21 protein-coding genes are annotated in these 17,577 nt (G+C 55.9%); 3 read left to right on the plus strand and 18 right to left on the minus strand.

Translation table 11 applies throughout. The annotated features are described in order from the left end of the window. Nucleotides 1-33: 33 nt before the first annotated feature. Both Q1A32_RS14770 and Q1A32_RS14775 read right to left on the minus strand, forming a co-directional pair. Nucleotides 34-999 (minus strand): tyrosine-type recombinase/integrase, encoded by a 966-nt coding sequence (locus Q1A32_RS14770; protein ID WP_299654655.1) that lies wholly within the window; start codon nt 997-999, stop codon nt 34-36. Between the two features lie 253 nt (nt 1,000-1,252). Next, nucleotides 1,253-1,486, minus strand: a complete 234-nt coding sequence (locus tag Q1A32_RS14775; RefSeq protein WP_299654658.1) for a hypothetical protein — start codon at nt 1,484-1,486, stop codon at nt 1,253-1,255. A 110-nt stretch (nt 1,487-1,596) separates the two neighbouring features. Here Q1A32_RS14775 and Q1A32_RS14780 point away from each other — a divergent pair, with 110 nt between their 5' ends. Both Q1A32_RS14780 and Q1A32_RS14785 read left to right on the plus strand, forming a co-directional pair. Next, complete coding sequence (locus Q1A32_RS14780; protein ID WP_299654661.1) at nt 1,597-2,001, plus strand: helix-turn-helix domain-containing protein; 405 nt, start codon at nt 1,597-1,599, stop codon at nt 1,999-2,001. A 13-nt stretch (nt 2,002-2,014) separates the two neighbouring features. Next, nucleotides 2,015-2,299, plus strand: coding sequence for a hypothetical protein (locus Q1A32_RS14785; protein WP_299654664.1), 285 nt, complete (start codon nt 2,015-2,017; stop codon nt 2,297-2,299). A gap of 107 nt (nt 2,300-2,406) precedes the next feature. On the opposite strand, the gene Q1A32_RS14790 is transcribed toward Q1A32_RS14785, so the two are convergent. The 11 genes from Q1A32_RS14790 to Q1A32_RS14840 form a co-directional block, all read right to left on the minus strand. Next, nucleotides 2,407-4,923 carry an Hsp70 family protein gene (locus tag Q1A32_RS14790; RefSeq protein WP_299654668.1) on the minus strand — a complete coding sequence of 839 codons (2,517 nt, stop codon included), beginning with the start codon at nt 4,921-4,923 and terminating at the stop codon, nt 2,407-2,409. 3 nt (nt 4,924-4,926) lie between these two features. Next, nucleotides 4,927-5,304: a hypothetical protein gene (locus Q1A32_RS14795; protein WP_299654671.1), complete on the minus strand. Its 378-nt coding sequence runs from the start codon at nt 5,302-5,304 to the stop codon at nt 4,927-4,929. After that, nucleotides 5,298-7,163, minus strand: a complete 1,866-nt coding sequence (locus Q1A32_RS14800) for a hypothetical protein (protein ID WP_299654674.1) — start codon at nt 7,161-7,163, stop codon at nt 5,298-5,300. The genes Q1A32_RS14795 and Q1A32_RS14800 overlap by 7 nt, the downstream gene beginning before the upstream one ends. Before the next feature lie 82 nt (nt 7,164-7,245). After that, a complete protein-coding gene (locus Q1A32_RS14805) occupies nt 7,246-7,575 on the minus strand; it encodes a DNA-binding protein (protein WP_089280539.1) in 330 nt (109 codons plus the stop codon). Between the two features lies 1 nt (nt 7,576). Next, nucleotides 7,577-7,906 carry a type II toxin-antitoxin system RelE/ParE family toxin gene (locus tag Q1A32_RS14810; protein WP_299654677.1) on the minus strand — a complete coding sequence of 110 codons (330 nt, stop codon included), beginning with the start codon at nt 7,904-7,906 and terminating at the stop codon, nt 7,577-7,579. A 51-nt stretch (nt 7,907-7,957) separates the two neighbouring features. Further along, nucleotides 7,958-9,481, minus strand: a complete 1,524-nt coding sequence (locus Q1A32_RS14815; RefSeq protein WP_299654680.1) for a relaxase/mobilization nuclease domain-containing protein — start codon at nt 9,479-9,481, stop codon at nt 7,958-7,960. Next, entirely contained in the window at nt 9,475-9,903 is a 429-nt protein-coding gene (gene mobC / locus Q1A32_RS14820) for a plasmid mobilization relaxosome protein MobC (RefSeq protein WP_299654683.1), read from the minus strand. The genes Q1A32_RS14815 and mobC overlap by 7 nt, the downstream gene beginning before the upstream one ends. A 41-nt stretch (nt 9,904-9,944) precedes the next feature. Beyond that, nucleotides 9,945-10,817: a helix-turn-helix domain-containing protein gene (locus Q1A32_RS14825; RefSeq protein ID WP_299654686.1), complete on the minus strand. Its 873-nt coding sequence runs from the start codon at nt 10,815-10,817 to the stop codon at nt 9,945-9,947. Nucleotides 10,818-11,327: 510 nt separating this feature from the next. Continuing rightward, on the minus strand, nt 11,328-11,774 hold the full coding sequence (locus tag Q1A32_RS14830) for a calcium-binding protein (RefSeq protein ID WP_299654689.1): 447 nt from the start codon (nt 11,772-11,774) through the stop codon (nt 11,328-11,330). After that, complete coding sequence (locus Q1A32_RS14835; protein WP_299654692.1) at nt 11,752-12,531, minus strand: calcium-binding protein; 780 nt, start codon at nt 12,529-12,531, stop codon at nt 11,752-11,754. The genes Q1A32_RS14830 and Q1A32_RS14835 overlap by 23 nt, the downstream gene beginning before the upstream one ends. Beyond that, nucleotides 12,515-13,009, minus strand: a complete 495-nt coding sequence (locus Q1A32_RS14840; RefSeq protein WP_299654695.1) for a hypothetical protein — start codon at nt 13,007-13,009, stop codon at nt 12,515-12,517. The genes Q1A32_RS14835 and Q1A32_RS14840 overlap by 17 nt, the downstream gene beginning before the upstream one ends. 34 nt (nt 13,010-13,043) lie before the next feature. On the opposite strand from Q1A32_RS14840, the gene Q1A32_RS14845 reads away from it, so the two are divergent. Continuing rightward, the gene (locus Q1A32_RS14845) at nt 13,044-13,331 is read left to right on the plus strand and encodes a hypothetical protein (RefSeq protein WP_299654698.1); all 288 of its coding nucleotides are present in this window, start codon (nt 13,044-13,046) and stop codon (nt 13,329-13,331) included. 83 nt (nt 13,332-13,414) lie between these two features. Here Q1A32_RS14845 and Q1A32_RS14850 read toward each other — a convergent pair whose 3' ends face one another. The 5 genes from Q1A32_RS14850 to Q1A32_RS14870 form a co-directional block, all read right to left on the minus strand. Beyond that, on the minus strand, nt 13,415-13,588 hold the full coding sequence (locus Q1A32_RS14850) for a hypothetical protein (protein WP_299654701.1): 174 nt from the start codon (nt 13,586-13,588) through the stop codon (nt 13,415-13,417). Between the two features lie 323 nt (nt 13,589-13,911). After that, nucleotides 13,912-15,300, minus strand: a complete 1,389-nt coding sequence (locus tag Q1A32_RS14855) for an FGGY-family carbohydrate kinase (RefSeq protein ID WP_299654706.1) — start codon at nt 15,298-15,300, stop codon at nt 13,912-13,914. Next, entirely contained in the window at nt 15,297-15,611 is a 315-nt protein-coding gene (gene rhaM / locus Q1A32_RS14860; protein WP_299654709.1) for an L-rhamnose mutarotase, read from the minus strand. Before rhaM ends, Q1A32_RS14855 begins: the two co-directional genes overlap by 4 nt. Continuing rightward, nucleotides 15,611-16,597 carry an ABC transporter permease gene (locus Q1A32_RS14865; protein ID WP_299654712.1) on the minus strand — a complete coding sequence of 329 codons (987 nt, stop codon included), beginning with the start codon at nt 16,595-16,597 and terminating at the stop codon, nt 15,611-15,613. Before Q1A32_RS14865 ends, rhaM begins: the two co-directional genes overlap by 1 nt. Continuing rightward, on the minus strand, nt 16,594-17,577 hold the full coding sequence (locus tag Q1A32_RS14870) for an ABC transporter permease (protein ID WP_299654714.1): 984 nt from the start codon (nt 17,575-17,577) through the stop codon (nt 16,594-16,596). The genes Q1A32_RS14865 and Q1A32_RS14870 overlap by 4 nt, the downstream gene beginning before the upstream one ends.

Consider the following 17,577-nt stretch of genomic DNA (forward strand, 5'->3'; position numbering starts at 1 on the left):
CAGTTTCACGTTCTGTGCCTGTTCTGTTCGGAGTCATTTGCGCTTTGCTGCCGCCTGTCGCGCCCGCATGATTTGCCGCGCCTCCCCCGCATATTTGATGATCATCGCTTTGGATGTGTGGCCGCTGTAGCTGGCAATTTCGTCGTCCGTGCAGCCCGCCCATGCCAACTCCATCACGCCACGATACCTCAGGGCGTGTTGGTCATAGGCCATCAGGCCTAGCCGCTTACGTTCGCGCACCATGACGCGGGCCATCGCGTGATAGTCCATTTTCGAGCCATCAGCGCGTGTCAGGATATGGCGCGATGGATGCGGCGCGACCCCCAGATCAGCTTTCGCGCCGTCCAGCGCCGCCTTGAGCGCTATGGTGCAGGGCAATGAGAGGGCTGTGTCAGTCTTGTTTTGGCGCAGCTTGAGGGTATCGCCGTCATAGTCGCCCCACTGGAAGTCTACCCAGTCACCAGGGCGTTGCACACTGCCCACGCCAATCTCGAATATCAAAAGGGGCAATGGCTCGCCCTCTTCGCGCATCTTCTCAACCGCCCTATCCGTCCAAGGCAAGTGCGGTTTCTGGCGGTCTTTCGGAACCCTCAACGGCTCAATATCAATCGCAGGATTGTCTTTGCGCCAGCGCCTGCGGATCGCCAGTTTCGATAGCATGCTGATCGCAGTTGGAATGTAGTTGGCAAACCGGACGCGATGCCGGTTCTTTTCCATCGCATCGTAAATGTCGGCTTGGGTGAGGCGTGCCACATCCGCCCGCCCGATCTTTTCAGTCAAATATTCAAAGACTTGCTCAAGGTCGCTTCGATAACGGGGCGAATATCCCGCCCATTTCTCCGTCTCGCGTAGCGCATCAATCAATGCCGTCCATGACGTCTTGGCAACGGCTTTCTTGCCACTGACGATCTCCCAATACTGCTGGTCGAACTCAGCCGTGCCTTCCTCCGCCGTGAGCCGCCCCAGATAGAACATCTTGCCGTTGACGCTCTTGCGCACATACCAACGTCCCGACGGATGCTGCCAAAGGTATTTCTTTCGTCGGCCTACCACTGAATTTGATCCCATAGCTCTGTCACATCCCCTGCCGATATCCGTTTGAGAACCTCGGTATCCCAACGAATAACGCCAGGCGCAATTTCATGCCCTGGCGGTAAGTGACCTTCATCGACCAAAGCCTTGAACTCGTTCGTGCGCAAATCCAATAACCGCGCCGCGGTCGTCTCGCTGGCCATGATGGGTGTGTGCCGTGTCATTTGTCAGACCCCATTTCTTGGCCTGATCTGCATCGCTTCGGCTTTTGGGCTTTGACCGTGAATTGAGAGACATACTTCTCCCAAGCGCCGCTCGGAATTTTGGGGTTACGCTGCCCCGGCGCCGTGTAGATATGGTCCAGCATATCCTCGCGGATCAGATATCGGATGTTGGTCACGGGCAGACCTACTCGCTCGGCCAGCTCCTTTGGTGTTTCGAGAGGTTTGGTCACGGCTCACCTTTCTGTTGGATTTCGGTCGAAAACACTGCAAGAGTGAACAGGGTCGCCCAAATCACTCAAAACGTGCACATATGGGTGATTTAATAACCCATAGGTGCATCATGTCAACGGATTTAAGCGGCATTGGCCTTCGTTTGCGAGAAATTCGCAAAATAAACGAAATTACCCAGCCTGTTATGGCTGCGGCCATTGATGTATCTGACCGCGCATATAAGAACTATGAGCAGGAAAAACGGGAACTGCCCGCGCTGACGGCACTGAATATCAGCGAGGCATTCAGAGTGAATCTTGACTGGCTGTTGGCAGGGCGGGGCAAGATCCACAAAAGCGATGACCCCGAACTGGCCGAGGCTAGCTCCATCGCCGTCTTGTCCGAAGCTGACCGGCTAGGAATAAACCTGCCTATCTCCAAGCTCGGCAAGATCATCGGTTTTGTCGCAGCACAAGCGGCACAGACGGGCGAAAGCCCCGCTCAAGTCGCCAGCCATTACTTTGAAACCCTTTAATCAGGAGAACGCCATGACCGACACGTATCAACCGCTCAACTCCTCCAAGTCTGAGTTGAACCCTTGCGACCACGAGGTGTTCGCATTCGCCCGCCAGATCGGCGTCGCTGGCGCGATATCTCTGCTGGTCGGCGGCACGGGGATGATTGCAACATCGGGCCAACCGGATTGGGATATTGCGCGGTCTCTCTACCTTGCGTTGGTCGTTCTTGGCCCCGTCGCCATTCTGATCGCACAAAAATTCTTGCGGATACTCATGAAGCACCGGCACAGAGAACTCAACATTTTCGAAGGCTAAGATGTTCCTAGCGCTTCCACCGTGTGTATGAACGCAGCAGGATAGCTGCCATTGTCATCGGTCGAACATGTGCAAAATATCGGTGAAGCCTGATCGTCTGTGTCAGATCAGCCTCCAAGCAAATGGGCGAGTTCAACGATTTCAGTCGCGTCAGCTCCGGTCGAAACCCTATTGCCAAACATCTGCCCAATGATCATCCGTAACATTTCGATATTGCCAGACTTTACGGCTTCGACTCCTGCGTCGACCAATTGCGCATGAAGCGCTTCATCGACTGCCAGGTGATGCTCTTCCGCCAAGCGCCGGAAGATTTCGATCAAGAAATCAGGGCTTTCAGCAAGCACCTTCATGCGAATGCCCTGCATCTCATCAAGTGACCGGCGCGCGGCATCATAGTTCTTTTCTCGGATCGAGCGACGGGTCGTCACCAGAAGCTTGTCATGCCGCTCAGTATCTACTGGCTGCGAAATGTCTCGCAATTCGTCGAAAGATGTTTCAGCCTTGGCGACTTCATCGTCCAGCACTCGCTCTTCGTTCTCAGGTGACATCCTCAGCAACGCCACCTCCTGGCGCAGTTTGCGCGCCTCTTCGGCAACCGAGCGATGCGTGTCTGCATCAACAGAGGTCGAAAGTGCCGCGTGCTGGCGCTCAATGCGCTTACGGATGTCACCGCTGGGATCAGCATCTTCATCAAGCGTGGTTTCAAGCTCGTCTAGATCACTCTCAACACGGGCGAGCATGGTTGTGGCAACCTCTGCCCCGCGCTGGCCGTCATAGTTGATGCCGCCATCTTCGGATCGGTAAAGATTGGTGGCATCGATTACACGCCCCAATGAGGGCAATTCGACCGAAAAGCTAAGCGTACCATTGTCGCTCATTTTCCAATCGATAACAAAATCGTCACCTCGATTGATCCGTTCACCGCGCTCCAATTCATCTCGACTGTTCAGGCGGAAGTTACCGATATGCAGGTTGTGTTCCGGGGTATCGATATCATCTGCCATCTCATAAAATTCGACTGCGATGAAGTCATCTTCGCCTCCGACGAGTGTCTTGCCAGTTCGGAAGGTTTGCTTGCCCTGTGCAGGCAACGCCGTCCCTTTCTTGACAAGAACCTCCAATTTGTTCCGCTCATAGCCGACAAACCCATGTTGAATCTTGACTGCAAGCGTGTAGGTCATCGGGACACTTGCAGCACTTGCTTCAGCTCGGGTGATGACGATCTCGCGTGACGCATCCTCGACTGCTTTGCCCTGGTGGTCGAACACGGTCACTTTGAAACGATTTTCGCCGTTCTTGCGAACATTTACGTTGATGCTTAGTGGCCCATCAATTGGAATTCTGCCTGTCGAAGACCCCTCTTCATCAAGGATTTCCACCTCGTGCCCGGTTGGCATGTCTGCCGCCGGTTTCAGCCGGACCTTGGCTGCTTCACTGGCGACGCGGGACTTAAAGTCTAGGGCCAATGAGACGCTGCCGGTGACCGCTTCCCTCTGTTTTCCGCTCTTTTGTGCGGAGCTTTCACCGGCCCATTCCCGGCTTTCCGCAAAAATTGCGGCACCGGTCGCAACAGCGGTCATGGGATCAAGACCGCTTTCCACCTCTATTGCGAGGCCAGCCTGCAACATGTCTCGGATGATAGGCATCTTAGACGGGCCACCAATCGGAACGATTTTTGAGATGTCGTCATTCTTGTATCCGTTAGCCGTGATGATCTTGCGGCAAAGAGCAATCGAGTCATCAATCCGGTCCTGGATCAAGTCGGTCATCTGTTCTCTCGTCAAATCGATTGAGATATAGATTTCCTCACCGTCCTCATCAGACGCGCGCACTTCGTCTTCGGTCGCAAAAATCGAGGCCGTCGAAGATGCCGAAAGCTGGATCTTCGCTTTTTCCGCGGCATGGCGGCAGACATCCGAAAGGTGCTTGTATTTTTCGTTGCGCTGAAAATCGGCTGGAAGATTGAAAGTCTGTGTGAGCCATGGCCGCACAATGCTATCGAAAATGATCCGGTCAAAGTCCCGACCGCCAAGCATGTTGATCCCTTCATGTGCGATCACATTTACCACGCCCGCAGTGCTCATGACCAATGCCAAATCAAACGTCCCGCCCCCGAGATCGTAGACTAAGAAAACACCGTCCTTTTGTTTGCTATGTGCGATTGCGGCCAGAGCAGCGGCGACTGGTTCCTGCAACAAGCTTACGTTCTCCAAACCGGCCAATCGCGCGGCAGAGATGGTGTCTTCGCTCTGCATCTGGTTGAACGCAGCGGGTGTTGTGATGACAACGCCCTCAACTTCCTGATTGCCAGCCTCGGTCATTGCCTGACCTACCAGCGCTTTGATGATTTCAGCACTACACTCAACCGGCGTCCAAGTTTGCCCGGCAAAGGAGATCGGATTCTTGGTCCCCATCGAGCGCTTGAAGCCCTGAGCGACATTTTGCGGAGCTGAAAGCAGGCGGTCATAGGCCGACTTCCCGATGAACCTGTGCCCGCGCTTGTCCAGATAGATTACACTGGGCAACACATCCGTGCCATCCGATGTCTTGAAGAGACGCGTTGCGCCATCGATGTGGCCGACGACTGCTGAGTTCGAAGTTCCTAGATCAATACCAAGATACAATTCTTATTCCTTTTCACTTTTGGCCGGCTCAACGAGAACGCGTCCCAGCCTTATAACTTTCATATCCGCCATAACGGTCGGTTCCAGCGTTTTTGATACTACGAGATCAGTTCCATCTGGAAAGTCCCCAACATTATCAGCCGAAGTCGCTAATCCCGCATGGAACACTTCTGCCTCGAAATCGATGAGTTTGAGACCAAGCTGATCGACAATCATCGCCAACTGGCGATCTGAGAAGTTCAACTGGCCCTTCAATCGGCGGCTTTCGCTTTCGGGAAGGCGCTCGATAGCTTTCTTGGTTGCGTTCGACAATTTCCAAAACTCAACGCACAACTGCGCAACCGTTTCAGAGTTCACGGAAGATGGGGATGAGCCTACCATGACGAAACGATCCTTCTTGCATCTGCCCGCAAATCAGCAGCGTTTTCGCGGGCCTCGCGCTGAACGGAGCTAAGAACGCCACTTCTGTAACGATAATTCGAACACCTTGAATTGAAATCGTCGATCAGCCCATTGAAACGATCAATTTGATAGTTTGTTGTGGTCAGTGTTCGAATGGTTTCAAGCCGTTGCCCCTGAAAAACACAGTAGCGGATTTGAGAGCGATTGAGGGTCAAGCCTTGCCCGACTGGCGGCCTAGTCTCGACTGCCGCGCTCGTCGCTGGCGCGGGCGTTGGGGTTGGCGTAGCGACACGTGGCGCGGATGGCTGATAGGTTGAACGGTTAGATGGCCTGTCCATCTCATCTGCAATTACAATGAACCCTATGACTGCCGCGATTGAGGCATAAATACCCCACTTCACCTTTTTGCCGAGCTTCTTCCGATCCAGCTTGGCCTTCAACTGCTGAAGTTCGGCCCGCTCCGATCCACGTGCATATTTCAGCAAATCGTCTACGGTTTGCGACATGGCTGTCAAATTGCCTGAATTCTTTTCAAGCTCATTCATTTTCCAATTTCGGTGCAAAACCGCCCGCTCTTCTTCGAGCGTTTTTTTAAGCTCCTGAGGCGGTCGAGCACCAGCGAATGTCAAAGCTCCGTCTAGCAGTTTGAAAGCGGTCTGTGGGTCATTGCAATCGTTGTTAATATGCAATGCAAGGTCGCGCAGGATGTTAAAGGCAATTGGGTCATCGCCCCCCTTGGATACAGTATCCTTGAACACCTTGAGGACTGTGGAAACCGGTGTCGGGAGCTTTGTTTTTGCTACTTCGCACGCATCAATAAGCGGCTTGTATTCCTCATGCAGTTTTTGTTGTTCGTCTAGGTTTTCAAGTATCGCCACATCCCCTTTAAGGACTTCAGCAACGGACTCAAGCTCTGGAAAGGTGCGCAACAAAGCCTCAGAAAGCCTGCGTGCTTCAGTAAACTCGCTGCGATTGTTGGCGAGGTCCAAGCAAAGCGACCTCAGCTTTTCGTAGATCCGCTTTGATCGTCCTTCTTCATGGCCTTGATGCTGTTCATAGACCTGAACCGGCTGATTCACGTCATCCCAACGAACCAGGAGGTCAGAGGCTCTTGTAACAAGTGTTTCTAGGTCGGCATCGGTATTTTCAGCCTCCGATATGACCTTGTCGATCTCATCGCTTATGCGGGCTAGGTCAGGTTCACTTAAGGTATCATAACTGCGAACAAACTGCTCCAAGAACGAACTCGAAGGATGCCTTCTCAGCTCGGCTTCGACAATCCGGTCCATGACTTCACCAGGGCGATCTAGACTCCAAATCCCTACTGCCGCCGATCTGGCATGCTTCTTTTCGAGCTCCGCAAGCGCGTTCCTCAACTGCGGGCGCTCGACACTTGGAAATCCTGCGCTCAGTCGATTGTCGTTGAGGAAAGTGAGGATGTTCTCTTGATCGATCTCGTCCCACGCGGACACCAGTGCATGAAACAGTCTGTCGCTAACTTTTCCGGTGCCTGCGAAATGTGCCAAAATGTTAGCCTTGGCCAGTTCTGGCGCGTGCTTTGATGTTTCAATAAGCGCCTCAAGATCGCCAGAAACGACAAGGCTTAGAACATTGGATGTTTGAGCTTGGCTCAACTCTGGCAGCCATGAGATTTCTTGTTCGAGCCGAGCATTTGGGGCCAATAGGCTTTGCTGTGCGTGTTGGATTTTTTGAGGCTCGAAAACTTCATCCAACTCGGCATCTTCAACTAATTCGGCGATGTCTGATCTATCGGCGTCGTAGCCTGCTTCTAAAATATGAAACGCGCTACTGGTAAGGTCGAAACATCCGTTATTCATCAATAATTTCTCAAGTCAAAATGGGCCAAGCTTGCGCAGAGCGTCGCACGCAAGCGTTGTATTGCAAACACCTAAACCGCAGCTACGCGCGAAATTCAGTACTCTGAGTGATTGAAAACGACACGCCTTCGCGTTGCTTCAGCCGCGACACCATGGCCAGAAGATTATCAGCGCGCGGGTTTCCCTTCGCGCTGAGCATCCGCATCAGGCTCTTGGGGTCTTTGTCCATGTCTTGCGCCAAGGCTTCAAACCCCACTGTGGCGTTCACGTAGTCGCGCAACAGGACTTTACCTGTCTCCAGATCGTCGCTGAGCATCGCCTCGATGGCTTCGCGAAATAGACCCGCACGAAACTCAGGATCGCGCTCAGCGCGGGCTTTGATCGTATCTTTAAAGTCTTTCGTCAGGGGCATGTCAGTCGCCTTTCTCTTTGCGGGTCTTGTAGTCGTCCCAATATGCTTTGGCCTGCTCAATGTCCTTTGACTGGCGCTTTTTCGTTCCGCCACAGAGCAAGATCACAAGCGTATCGCCGTCTTTGCCAAAATAGACGCGGTAGCCGGGGCCGAAGGTGATGCGCCGCTCTGACACGCCTTGTCCGACAGGCTTCACGTCGCCTAGGTTTCCGGTCTCGATCCGCGCAAGTGCCGTTCTGACTTTTATTGCAGCCGCCGTGTCGAGATCGTCAAACCAATCTTCAAACGGCGTTTTCCCCGTTTCAGTGACATAGACAACAAGCTTATTCATTGCGACCATTAGTGACACATACGTTACCATTTGTCAATCGGCTTTGCCGTCTCAATGCGTCATCCCCCTGTCCATCTCCACCTCCCGCGCTTCTAGCTCTGTCTCAGCCTCTCTTCGGCGTGCTTCGCTAAGCTCAAGCTCCTGCTCAACTGTTCGTCTAGCGTCGCGTAGCTCGCTTCCTCGCTCAACAAGCCACGCAATGCTTTCATTGATACGGCTTGCGAACGCACCAGCAGCGTCACGCATTCTGCGATACCATCCATCTGGCTCTGCATCTTGGCTGTCGAGCGTTCCTCTAACCCGCTCAAGTCCTTTGCTGAGACCTCGCAGGCCGTCACCAACCGCTCGACGCAGGCGAGCAAGTCGCGTTCCAAGGCTGTCAGGGGTGTCGTCATCTAGTTCTCCTCGATCTTGATGCAGGTCACTGATCTGTCGCCCAGCGTGCAGGTCCTCAGGCGCGTCTTGGTCGGGTCCAGCACCAGCCATTTCGCGTCCTCCCTGTCGATCCGCGTCAGACCCAAGTCCGTCAGTTCCGAGCTCGCCAGTATCAACGTCCAGAGCAAGCTCGCGGCCATCATCAAGACGATCCCCGCCAAGAACGTCCCCGTGATCAGCCAGGGCGAGATCGTCAGCCAGCTCTTGTTCTGTCGCAGAAAGGTGCGGGTATCGGTTTCGATTGTACGCTGCGCGATGGTCGCAATTTTGCTCAAATCGGTCCTGAAGCTCTCCAACTGGGATGCCATCGAGGCGGCGTAGTCCTGCCGGATCGTATCCAGTTCCGCGTTCAGCTTCTCGCTCAGCCGGGTCGGCTTGCCAGTCTTCATGGAAAATCTCTCCTTTCAGCCGCCATCGCTCGCCGGTGTCGGGGTCGCGGGCAGTGATGTAGGCCTTGCCAGTGCGCGGAAGGCCGAAGCCTGCGTCGGTGAGCGCGTCGAGCATGCTAGCACGGTCGGTGATCAGGCCGACGCTGATCTGGTCTTGCAGCCACGCATGCAACTCTTCGCGGCCTTGGGCGCGGGTTGGGGCCTCGATGGTGTCTCGGACCTCCTGCGCCCGCTCCACGTCCATCGGATCGGCCCAGCCGTGGCGCTGGTTCATCACGTCCCGCAGGCTGTCGTAGGCTTCCAGGTAACCCGGTGGCGCGATGTTCAGGCTCTTACCTGTCGTCAGTTCCAGACGCGGGGTGCAGAAGTGAAGCTCGACCCGGCCTTCGTGGCGATGGCGGACCCAGAGCACCTCATATTGCTCGGGGTCCAGCCCCGCGAAGGCCAGACGCTCGAAGTGGTCCATAACCTCGGCCTGCTGTTCCTCGGTCGGGGCATCTTCGGTGGCAAAGCTGATCACGCCCGCGCGGTAGGTCCATTGGTGGCGGCTGGCGTCAATCAGCGCCTCAGTGCGGTCGGGATTGCCGCGCAGGACCTCGGGCAAGGGTTCTCGCGTGACCGTCATCGGCTGGCCGTCAGCATTGCGGATCAGGTCGCGGTTGTCATCATAGGCCAGCACCTTGTCCGCGACGAGGTAGCCAACCGGACCCGCGCCCGCGCCTTTGCCGTTGCGGAAAAACTTGATCAGCATCGGCGGGCCGCGTCGATGATCTGGGCAAGCTGGCGTTCGATAGTCAACAACCGGCGGGCGACGGTAAGTGCGTCGAGGTCAACGCGGCCCGCCAGCATCGCGCGGTTTAGCCAGCGGGCGATTTGGTTGAGGTTGCCACCGATGCGCCCGACGGCCAGCACAAGCGCCGGATCGACGCGGGGGATGGACTTGCGACGGCGGGCTTCAGTGAGGCCAAGCGCCTCGCGCAGCAGGGTCGCAGCTGGCATGCCAGCAGCCTCGGCCTTGGCGCGCAACTGGGCCTTCTCTGCGGCGCTACACCGAAAGACGAACGTCTCGGTCAGCGGCTCTTTGGTGCGGGCTTTTCCCGCGCCGGTGGGGTTCGAAGGGGAGGCGTGCCGCCCCTCGCAAGGTCCCGTGTCAGCAGCGCCAGCGTATGACATGGGTCGCCTTGCTGTTTGCTCTTCTGTCGGATCGGTTGCGGTCATGATCCGAGGCCTGCGGCTTGGATTTGCGCCTCGGTGACCAGCTTTGACGCCAGCAATCCGTCGATCTGCTTGGCCGTGATGTGTTTGCACATCGGGCTGCGGTCGCTGATCCAGCAGGCCAGCCGCGCATGGTGATCGGCCTGCAATGCTGCCGCCTTTTCTCGGTCTTCCGCCAGCTTCTCAACATAGGCCAGCCACCGCCGCGACTGAAACCAGTTGTCGGAAAAGCAGACCTTGGAGCGGGTGAAACCTGCACTGTCGGTCGCGTAGGCTTGGACCGCCAGCCGCAAGTCCTCCGGCCTGATCCCTTCGTTCATGGCCTCTTCGATTTGGGCAAGGCAGGCCGCTGTTCCGCGCAGTCGGTCTGGTGGATAGGCTGCCAAAATCTTCTCAGCCTCCGCCGCCTTGCGCTCGCGCGAAGGAGGTTCTTTCTTAGGTTCAATGGTAAGGTTCTTGTCCCGTTTTGAGACTACCCCCGTCCCACCCTTGAGACTTTTCCCACGCTTTTTTGAGACGTTTCCCCCCGTCTCATTTTGAGACACAACCCCGTTAGGAGCGCTTCCCGCACCCTTCGGGCGCGAACTGGGGCCAAGGGTAATATCAAGGTGCAACTCATACTGATTAGACCCGCGCCCTCCCTCGCCATCGCCACGGGCATGGCGTGTGACGAGGCCACAGTCCTCCAACGTCGTCATGTGCCGAAACAGCGTGGCCCGCCCCATCTCGCACTCGTCCGCCAACCGCTGTGCGCTTGGGTTGCACTGACCCGTTTCCTTGTTGTGGAAATCCGCCAGTTGGATCAGCACAATCTTGGCGGCGGGCTTGAGACCTTTGACGTTCGCAGCCCAGATCAGCGCCATGCCGCTCATGGCATTGTGCCTACGAAAACGCGGGTATCAGGTTCACAACTTGTTCGACAAATGTCTTGATACTTCTTTGGCCCTAAGGGTTTGTTTTTGGTGCGAAATACACTGGATTGCAAATCCGTGTACACCGGTTCGATTCCGGTACTCGCCTCCACCTGCTTCCAAATAAGCGACTGAATCTCAGACCATTCCGGTGTCAAGCAACGCTGGAAAACGAAACATGAAGGTCTCACCCATGAGCACCCTGTCCAATCCCGGAATCTATTGCTTCCTTTGCGCCCTGCCTGAATGACTTGAGCAAGGGGCAAAGATGCGTTTGCCATGATCTAGTTCCATTCACTTTTTGCCGCGCTGTGGTTCGATCTGCCCACCGAACGAAATCATTTCGTCATACACCCGCCATCTGGCGTGCAAGCCATATCCACTGATGCCCAAACTGCTTCGCAGCCGCACAAGCGCGGTTCCGCCGTGATTAAACCGGAGCGCATTGGAACTCGTCCATCACCCCCCCAATCAGAAAAAATCCAAGTCGTTGGCGAGCCCGGATGTGCTGCTCACACCATTCAGCGTGACTGACTGGCCCACGGCGAACTCGAACACCACATTTCGACCGACGACAGAGGCAAAATCAGCGATGAACTGCGCGTCTGTGCGCCCGCCACGGAGTGCGTCCGCGAACGAAAGCGTGTCCGTGCCCACCTCGTAGTCTTCGATCACATCTTGCGACATGACAGCATTAAGTACGAACGTGTCAGCGCCGTTGCCACCCTCGATGGTGTCATCGCCATCGCCGCCAAACACCGTGTCACGGCCCAGTTCGCCGCCTTGGCCGTTGTCATTGAACACATCGTTGCCGTTACCAAGGAATACTGCGTCGCGGCCATTGCCGCCGAAGACAGTGTCGTCGCCGTCGCCTGCAGCGATTGTATCGAACCCGTCACCGCCAAAAAACCTCGTCATTGCCCAGCCTGGCATTGATCAGGTCGCTGCATGCGCCGCCATTGAAACTGTCATCGCCGTTTCCGCCTTCGATGGTGTCGTCGCCATTGCCCGCGAACACGGTATCACGGCTCACTTCGCCACCTTGGCTGTTGTCGTTGAACAGATCATTGCCGTTGCCAAGAAACACCTCATCACGACCATTGCCGCCGTTGACTGTGTCATTGCCGTTGCCTGCTGAAATAGTGTCGGCCCCGTCGCCGCCGGACAGGCTGTCGTTGTCGTCGTCCCCAGCAATGTTATCGCGGGAGGCACCGCCGATGATGGTGTCATCGCCGGCACCACCTGACAACGCGTAACCCGTCGTCCCAGTGCGCGTTATAGAGTAATTGCCGCCATTGCCTTCGAAGAATGTGCCCAAGGAACTGGAATTGGTGATGACGTCGTCACCCTCGCCCGCGATCACATTGTCAAACCTGTCCAGTGTGGCGATCCGTGTCCCGCTGGAAATCTTAACAAAGCTGCCGCCTGAGCCACCATTGATGACAACATCATAATCCGAACCAAACGTCTCAAACACAAATGTGTCCCCGACTGCGCCAAAAAACGTCGTACCGCCGTCGAAAACTTGGTTCGACCCCAAGGCCGATTGCCCCACTCCGTTGGGCGCGAACCCGATGGTATCGTCACCAAAGCCGCCCTCAATCGTATCCGATCCGGGCGACGGAAAAGAAAAAGTGCCGCTGCGGGTGAGCAGAATGTCATCTCCCGCCGCCACCTAGAATTGAGTCGTTGCTGGCACCGGCAAAGACAGTGTCGTTAAAAGCTGACCCAAAGACCCCCTCAATTCTTTCAAGCTGGTCTGTGCCTTGCCCGCCTCGGATCGCCTGCCCCACGCCGCTGATGGCCAGATCAACAGTCACTCCGGAAGTCGCATTGGCATAACTGGTAATGTCGGTACCGCCTTCGCCATCCATCGTGTCGTTGCCGCCGCTCAGATTGACCATGCCGCCTGAGAAGAAGTCACCTTCACCGTATATCTCGTCGTTGCCGTCGCCGCCAAGAATGCTGTCAGCACCGCTGTTGACCGTGCAGCTGCCTGTGTTGTTGATGCGAAAATCTCCGTAAAGCTGGTCATCCCGCGTGCTGCCGCTGATCGTGTCGTCGCCGCCTACGAAGGTAGATCCGTTGCTGGAGAGCAAGATCGCAGTCACTTGAAAAACGCAAGGCGCGTATTCCGCCAGTGAACGTGTCATTGCCACCGATGCCGTCCGCTACCTCAATATCACAATGGATCGTCGCCGCGGTATCGGTGTGATCGGCGTCGATCGTGAAATCATCGTCCCCGCCCTGTTTGTTACCGTTTGCAAAGCGGGCATCTCCAGCATAAGCGCCAAAGCCAGTGATTGTTACAGTGTCATTGCTTTCGGCAAAATCGCCACCCAATGCGAACAGCCTGCCGAAGGCGCCCGAACAGGACAAAGTGATGGTGTCATCTTGAGAAAACGCGGCTCCGAAGAAAGCGTTCAAGTTGCCACTGAGCAGATCGGGCAGGATACCAGCGACAAAGTGCTGTAGGCAACGGTAAGATCTGTTGTGCCATCGGCGTTGGAACCCACGAGGATCTGCGCGACCGATCCGCTGGGGTTTTCAAAGCCATCTTATGTGAAAGAGCCCAGCAATGTGACGGTATGTTCAACGGTGCCTGAGGTCGATGTGGTCCAGATGTCCCATGCGTAGGTCGAACTGTTCGAGATTGTGACATCATCGACGTCGGTGTCATAGAAAATGCTGTGTGGCTTTACGGATCCGACATCGGATGTGACTGTTGCCATGGTGCGAACTTCTCGTTCGTAAATACATGCGCCCCCGCAACTCCGGATTGATGCAAGTGGCGCTTGGCAGACAGCGCAGTGCGTATCGGGCATGAATTCCCGTCTCAACGCGGCGGATCATCTGCCGCTGGTGAAAATCCGATTGAAAGGAGGGGCTACACAAGGACAGTGAGACAAAATCAACCATAAGACTCAGTGTGGGCTATGGGTAAGGAATACCACCACAGGTTCGCGCTATGGTCGAACGTTTTTTACAATCCGGACGGAGAGATGAGGCGTCGCTGGCAAGAACGTCGTCATCAGGGAAAACCAGCATCAGATTGCTAACGCGTTCTACGACGTACTATTTGCCGCCATTCAGTGGCATAGCCCTCAAGCAAGGCAGACTTTGCCGCGGTCACGCGTACCGGCGTGGTGTTGTTCTGTAGTGCCGTTCCTGGGCCAGTGGCAAGTAAAGCGGCTCCAGAACTTGTTCCGGTTATCCCGGCCGCGCTATGCACATCGGACCCGGCAGCCACCGCGAGCATCTCGAGGTAGAGTTGGTTTCCCGCAAAAGGACCCTCGACAAAAATTGGCCCAAGATGACCGATATTAGCCAGACATTCAGCTGTCACCAACGCGAGATACAGTCCAACTGCAGCGCCCCGTTCCGCGGTCCCGACCGGAGGTTCCTCACCAATCCAGGCGGCACGTTGCCCCTTGAAAGGTCCGGTTTCAGGAACAACGGCAGGCATCAGCATGATCCGTTTTTCGATAACTGTTTCGACGATCCCTTTCGAAGGTTTCGGATAATGCCCGCCTGTTACTTCGTCGTGTTCGCGTCCACCCATGAAGCGTGCAGACGGGGCAGCGGTACCACGCGCCGTGACGTTGATCAGTGTGTCGAGATTCGGGTCCAGCGTGACTTGCTTTCCTCCAACCGACAAAGCGATGACCCAAGTGCCGGACGAGACGACGCTAAAAAGCGCATCATGCCCCAGGATATAAGGAAGAAGCGACGCGTTGGAATCGTGAATGCCGCAATAGACCGGCGTGGACGGTGGCAAGCCGGTGTGCTTCGCAATTGTGGGCAAGATCGGTCCCAACACCTCTGACGGTTTGCGGACAAGGGGCAACTTTTCCGCAATGCCCAGCGCCTCAACCAGCGATGAAAACGCCCCCTTGTGCGGGTTCCAGAGGTCGGTGTGGCATCCCAAAGATGTCACATCCATCGCTGCCACACCGGTCAACTTCGCACCCCAATACTGCGGGTAGGTGACGATGCGATGCGTGCGTGCTTTCAGGTCTGGGTCGCGGTGAAACTGCCAGAACAACTGCGCACCTATGTTTAGCCCTCCGGGCAAGCGGGGTGAGCCGGTTTCCGAGAAAGGCGGGCGAATGATGTCGTAGTCCGCGACGACGTCATCAGGACCGGAATGCTCGTAGTCCAAAATTGGCGCGGCGAGGTCTCCGTGCTGATCCAACAGGGCGGCGCTGGCGCCGTGCGTGGTGATCGAGATGGCATCGATGCCGTGGCTCATTTGAAATTCGCGCAAACCGTCGAGGAGGAAAGCCCAGTGCCCGTCGACATCAAAGTGCGGCCAAGGTGGGCCGGGAAGCACTTTGTTCGGGCGGATTACAACCGCGATTTCTGACAGGTCCGACGCGTCGACCAAGACCAGTTTGGCGTTGGTCTTTCCAATGTCGATGACGGCAATATGGCGCGGGTTCATGTCAGATGGAAAACGGTTTCAAGAGGTGTCACGACCGGCTCATTGTTTGGATGCGTTTCCATGATGTCCGCCATGTATGCCCACCATTTCTGCATGATTGGGTGACTTGGCAGATCATCCATCGCATGTGACGCCTCACGCCACAGCACGCCAAACAGAGTATTTGTGTCTGCGTCCAAGTGGATGGAGTAGTCGGACACACCGGTATCTTTGAGAAGAGTGGACAGTTCTGGCCAGATGTCGTCGTGCCGTTTGATGTATTCGGCGCGGCAGCCAGGGTTCAGGCGCATCTTGAAGGCATATTTTTCCATCAACGGGTCCTCCACATCGACCAGAGACGTGGCAATGCAATGACACCGATCAACAGCGCGCCAATGACTATGGACATGACGATGCCCGGCACATTCAGCAGGCCCAGACCAAAAGTTACCAGTCCCATCACAAAGGCCGCAATGACAACGCCAACAATTGTGCCTGAGCCTCCCAATATGCTGACGCCGCCAAGGACGACCATTGTCACGACTTCAAGCTCCCATCCTGTTGCTATCGATGGACGCGTAGAGCCGAGACGCGCAGTCAGGCAGATTGCGGCGATGCCCGACATCAGTCCGGTCAAGAGAAACAGGGTGAATTTGACCCTTTGCACCCGGATGCCGGAGAACATCGCACCGGTGGCGTTGTTGCCAATGGCATACACCGCGCGACCGAAATTGGTTCTGTGCAGAAGTATTCCGTAAATGACCGCGAGTATCGCAAACAGCACGAACTCGAAGGAAATCACCCACCACACATAGCCCTGCCCCACCCACGAAAAGCTGGCCGGATACCCTTGGTAAGATTGATCGCCAAGCACAATGAAGCTGATGCCCCGAAAGAGGCTCATTGTGCCGATAGTAACCACGATGGATGGCAGACCAAATCGGGTCACAAGAACGCCGTTGAAGGCCCCGCACAACAACCCTACCCCGACGCCTATCAGGACCAGCCCGGGCGTCCCCACGCCCATTTGAACAGCGGCACCCATGGCCGTTGACGCGAGCGCAATGATGGATGCAACAGAAAGATCAATCTCACCTGAAATGATGAGCAGTGCCATCGCAAAGGCAATCATGGCTTTTTCTGTAAAGTTGAAAGTGGCGTCGCTGAGGTTCCACGCGTTCAGAAAGTAGGGCGATGCGAAACTGTTGGCGACGAAGATCGCGATTGCGACTGCCAGCAACAGCGTCTCCCAACTCTTCAACCGTTGCTCCAACGGCGAGCGCAGACGGTCGGGGATAAGACGGTCGGTCGTGTTCATGTCGCCTGCTCCGCCTGTTTCAGGATGATGCGGCCCTTGGTCCGGTTTGCCTGTGCATTCAAGGCCACCGCGATGATGATGGCACCTCCGGAGATCGCGAGTTGCCAGAAGGGTGAAATATCCACCACAGGCAACGCATTCTTGATGATGCCAAGGAACAAGGCCCCCAGCAAAGCACCTGCAACCGTGCCAATCCCGCCCATGATCGACACGCCGCCGATCACGCAAGCGGCAACCACGTCCAACTCAAATCCACCTGCAATGTCGACATATGCCACTGCAAACCGTGACACCCAAAGATACCCAGCCAGTCCCGCCAGTGCCCCAGAGATGGTAAAGGCCCAGAATTGCGTTTTGCCCACATTGATGCCTGCATAGGTTGCCGCGTGCGGATTGCCTCCTGCGGCATAGAAGGCACGGCCAAGAGTGGTACGTGTCATCACGACAGAAAAGACGATCACCGCGATAATTGCGATCCAGCTAAGAACGGGCAGCCCCAGAAGTTCCGCACGCGGATAGGCTTTGAAGGCTGGGCTCATCTCGTGGCTGTTGACCCATTTGCCGCCGGAGATGAGGAAGACGAGGCCGCGGAATATGGTCATGGTGCCCAAGGTCACAACGATGGGCGGGATGCGCAGTTTCCAGACCAAGATGCCATTGAACATGCCCAACACCGTGCCCAGTCCGATGGCGATCATGAGAATGACGACGATGGGCAAACCCGGGGCCGCGACATTCACCATGGAAACGACCATGCCGGTGAGCGCCAAATTTGCGGCCACGCTCAGGTCGATGCACTTGGTCAGGATGACAATCATCTGACCGATGGCCAGCAGGATCAGTGGCGACGTGTCATTGAAGACACTGGCCAGGTTTCCCGGCGTGACAAAGGCCGGAAACCTGAACGAGATCAGCACAAGCAGAACGGCGATCGCCCCGACCAGCAGCGCCTCTCTTGATGTAATGAACCGTTTCAGCAT

Source organism: uncultured Tateyamaria sp. (genome assembly GCF_947503415.1).
Taxonomy (GTDB): Bacteria; Pseudomonadota; Alphaproteobacteria; order Rhodobacterales; family Rhodobacteraceae; genus Tateyamaria.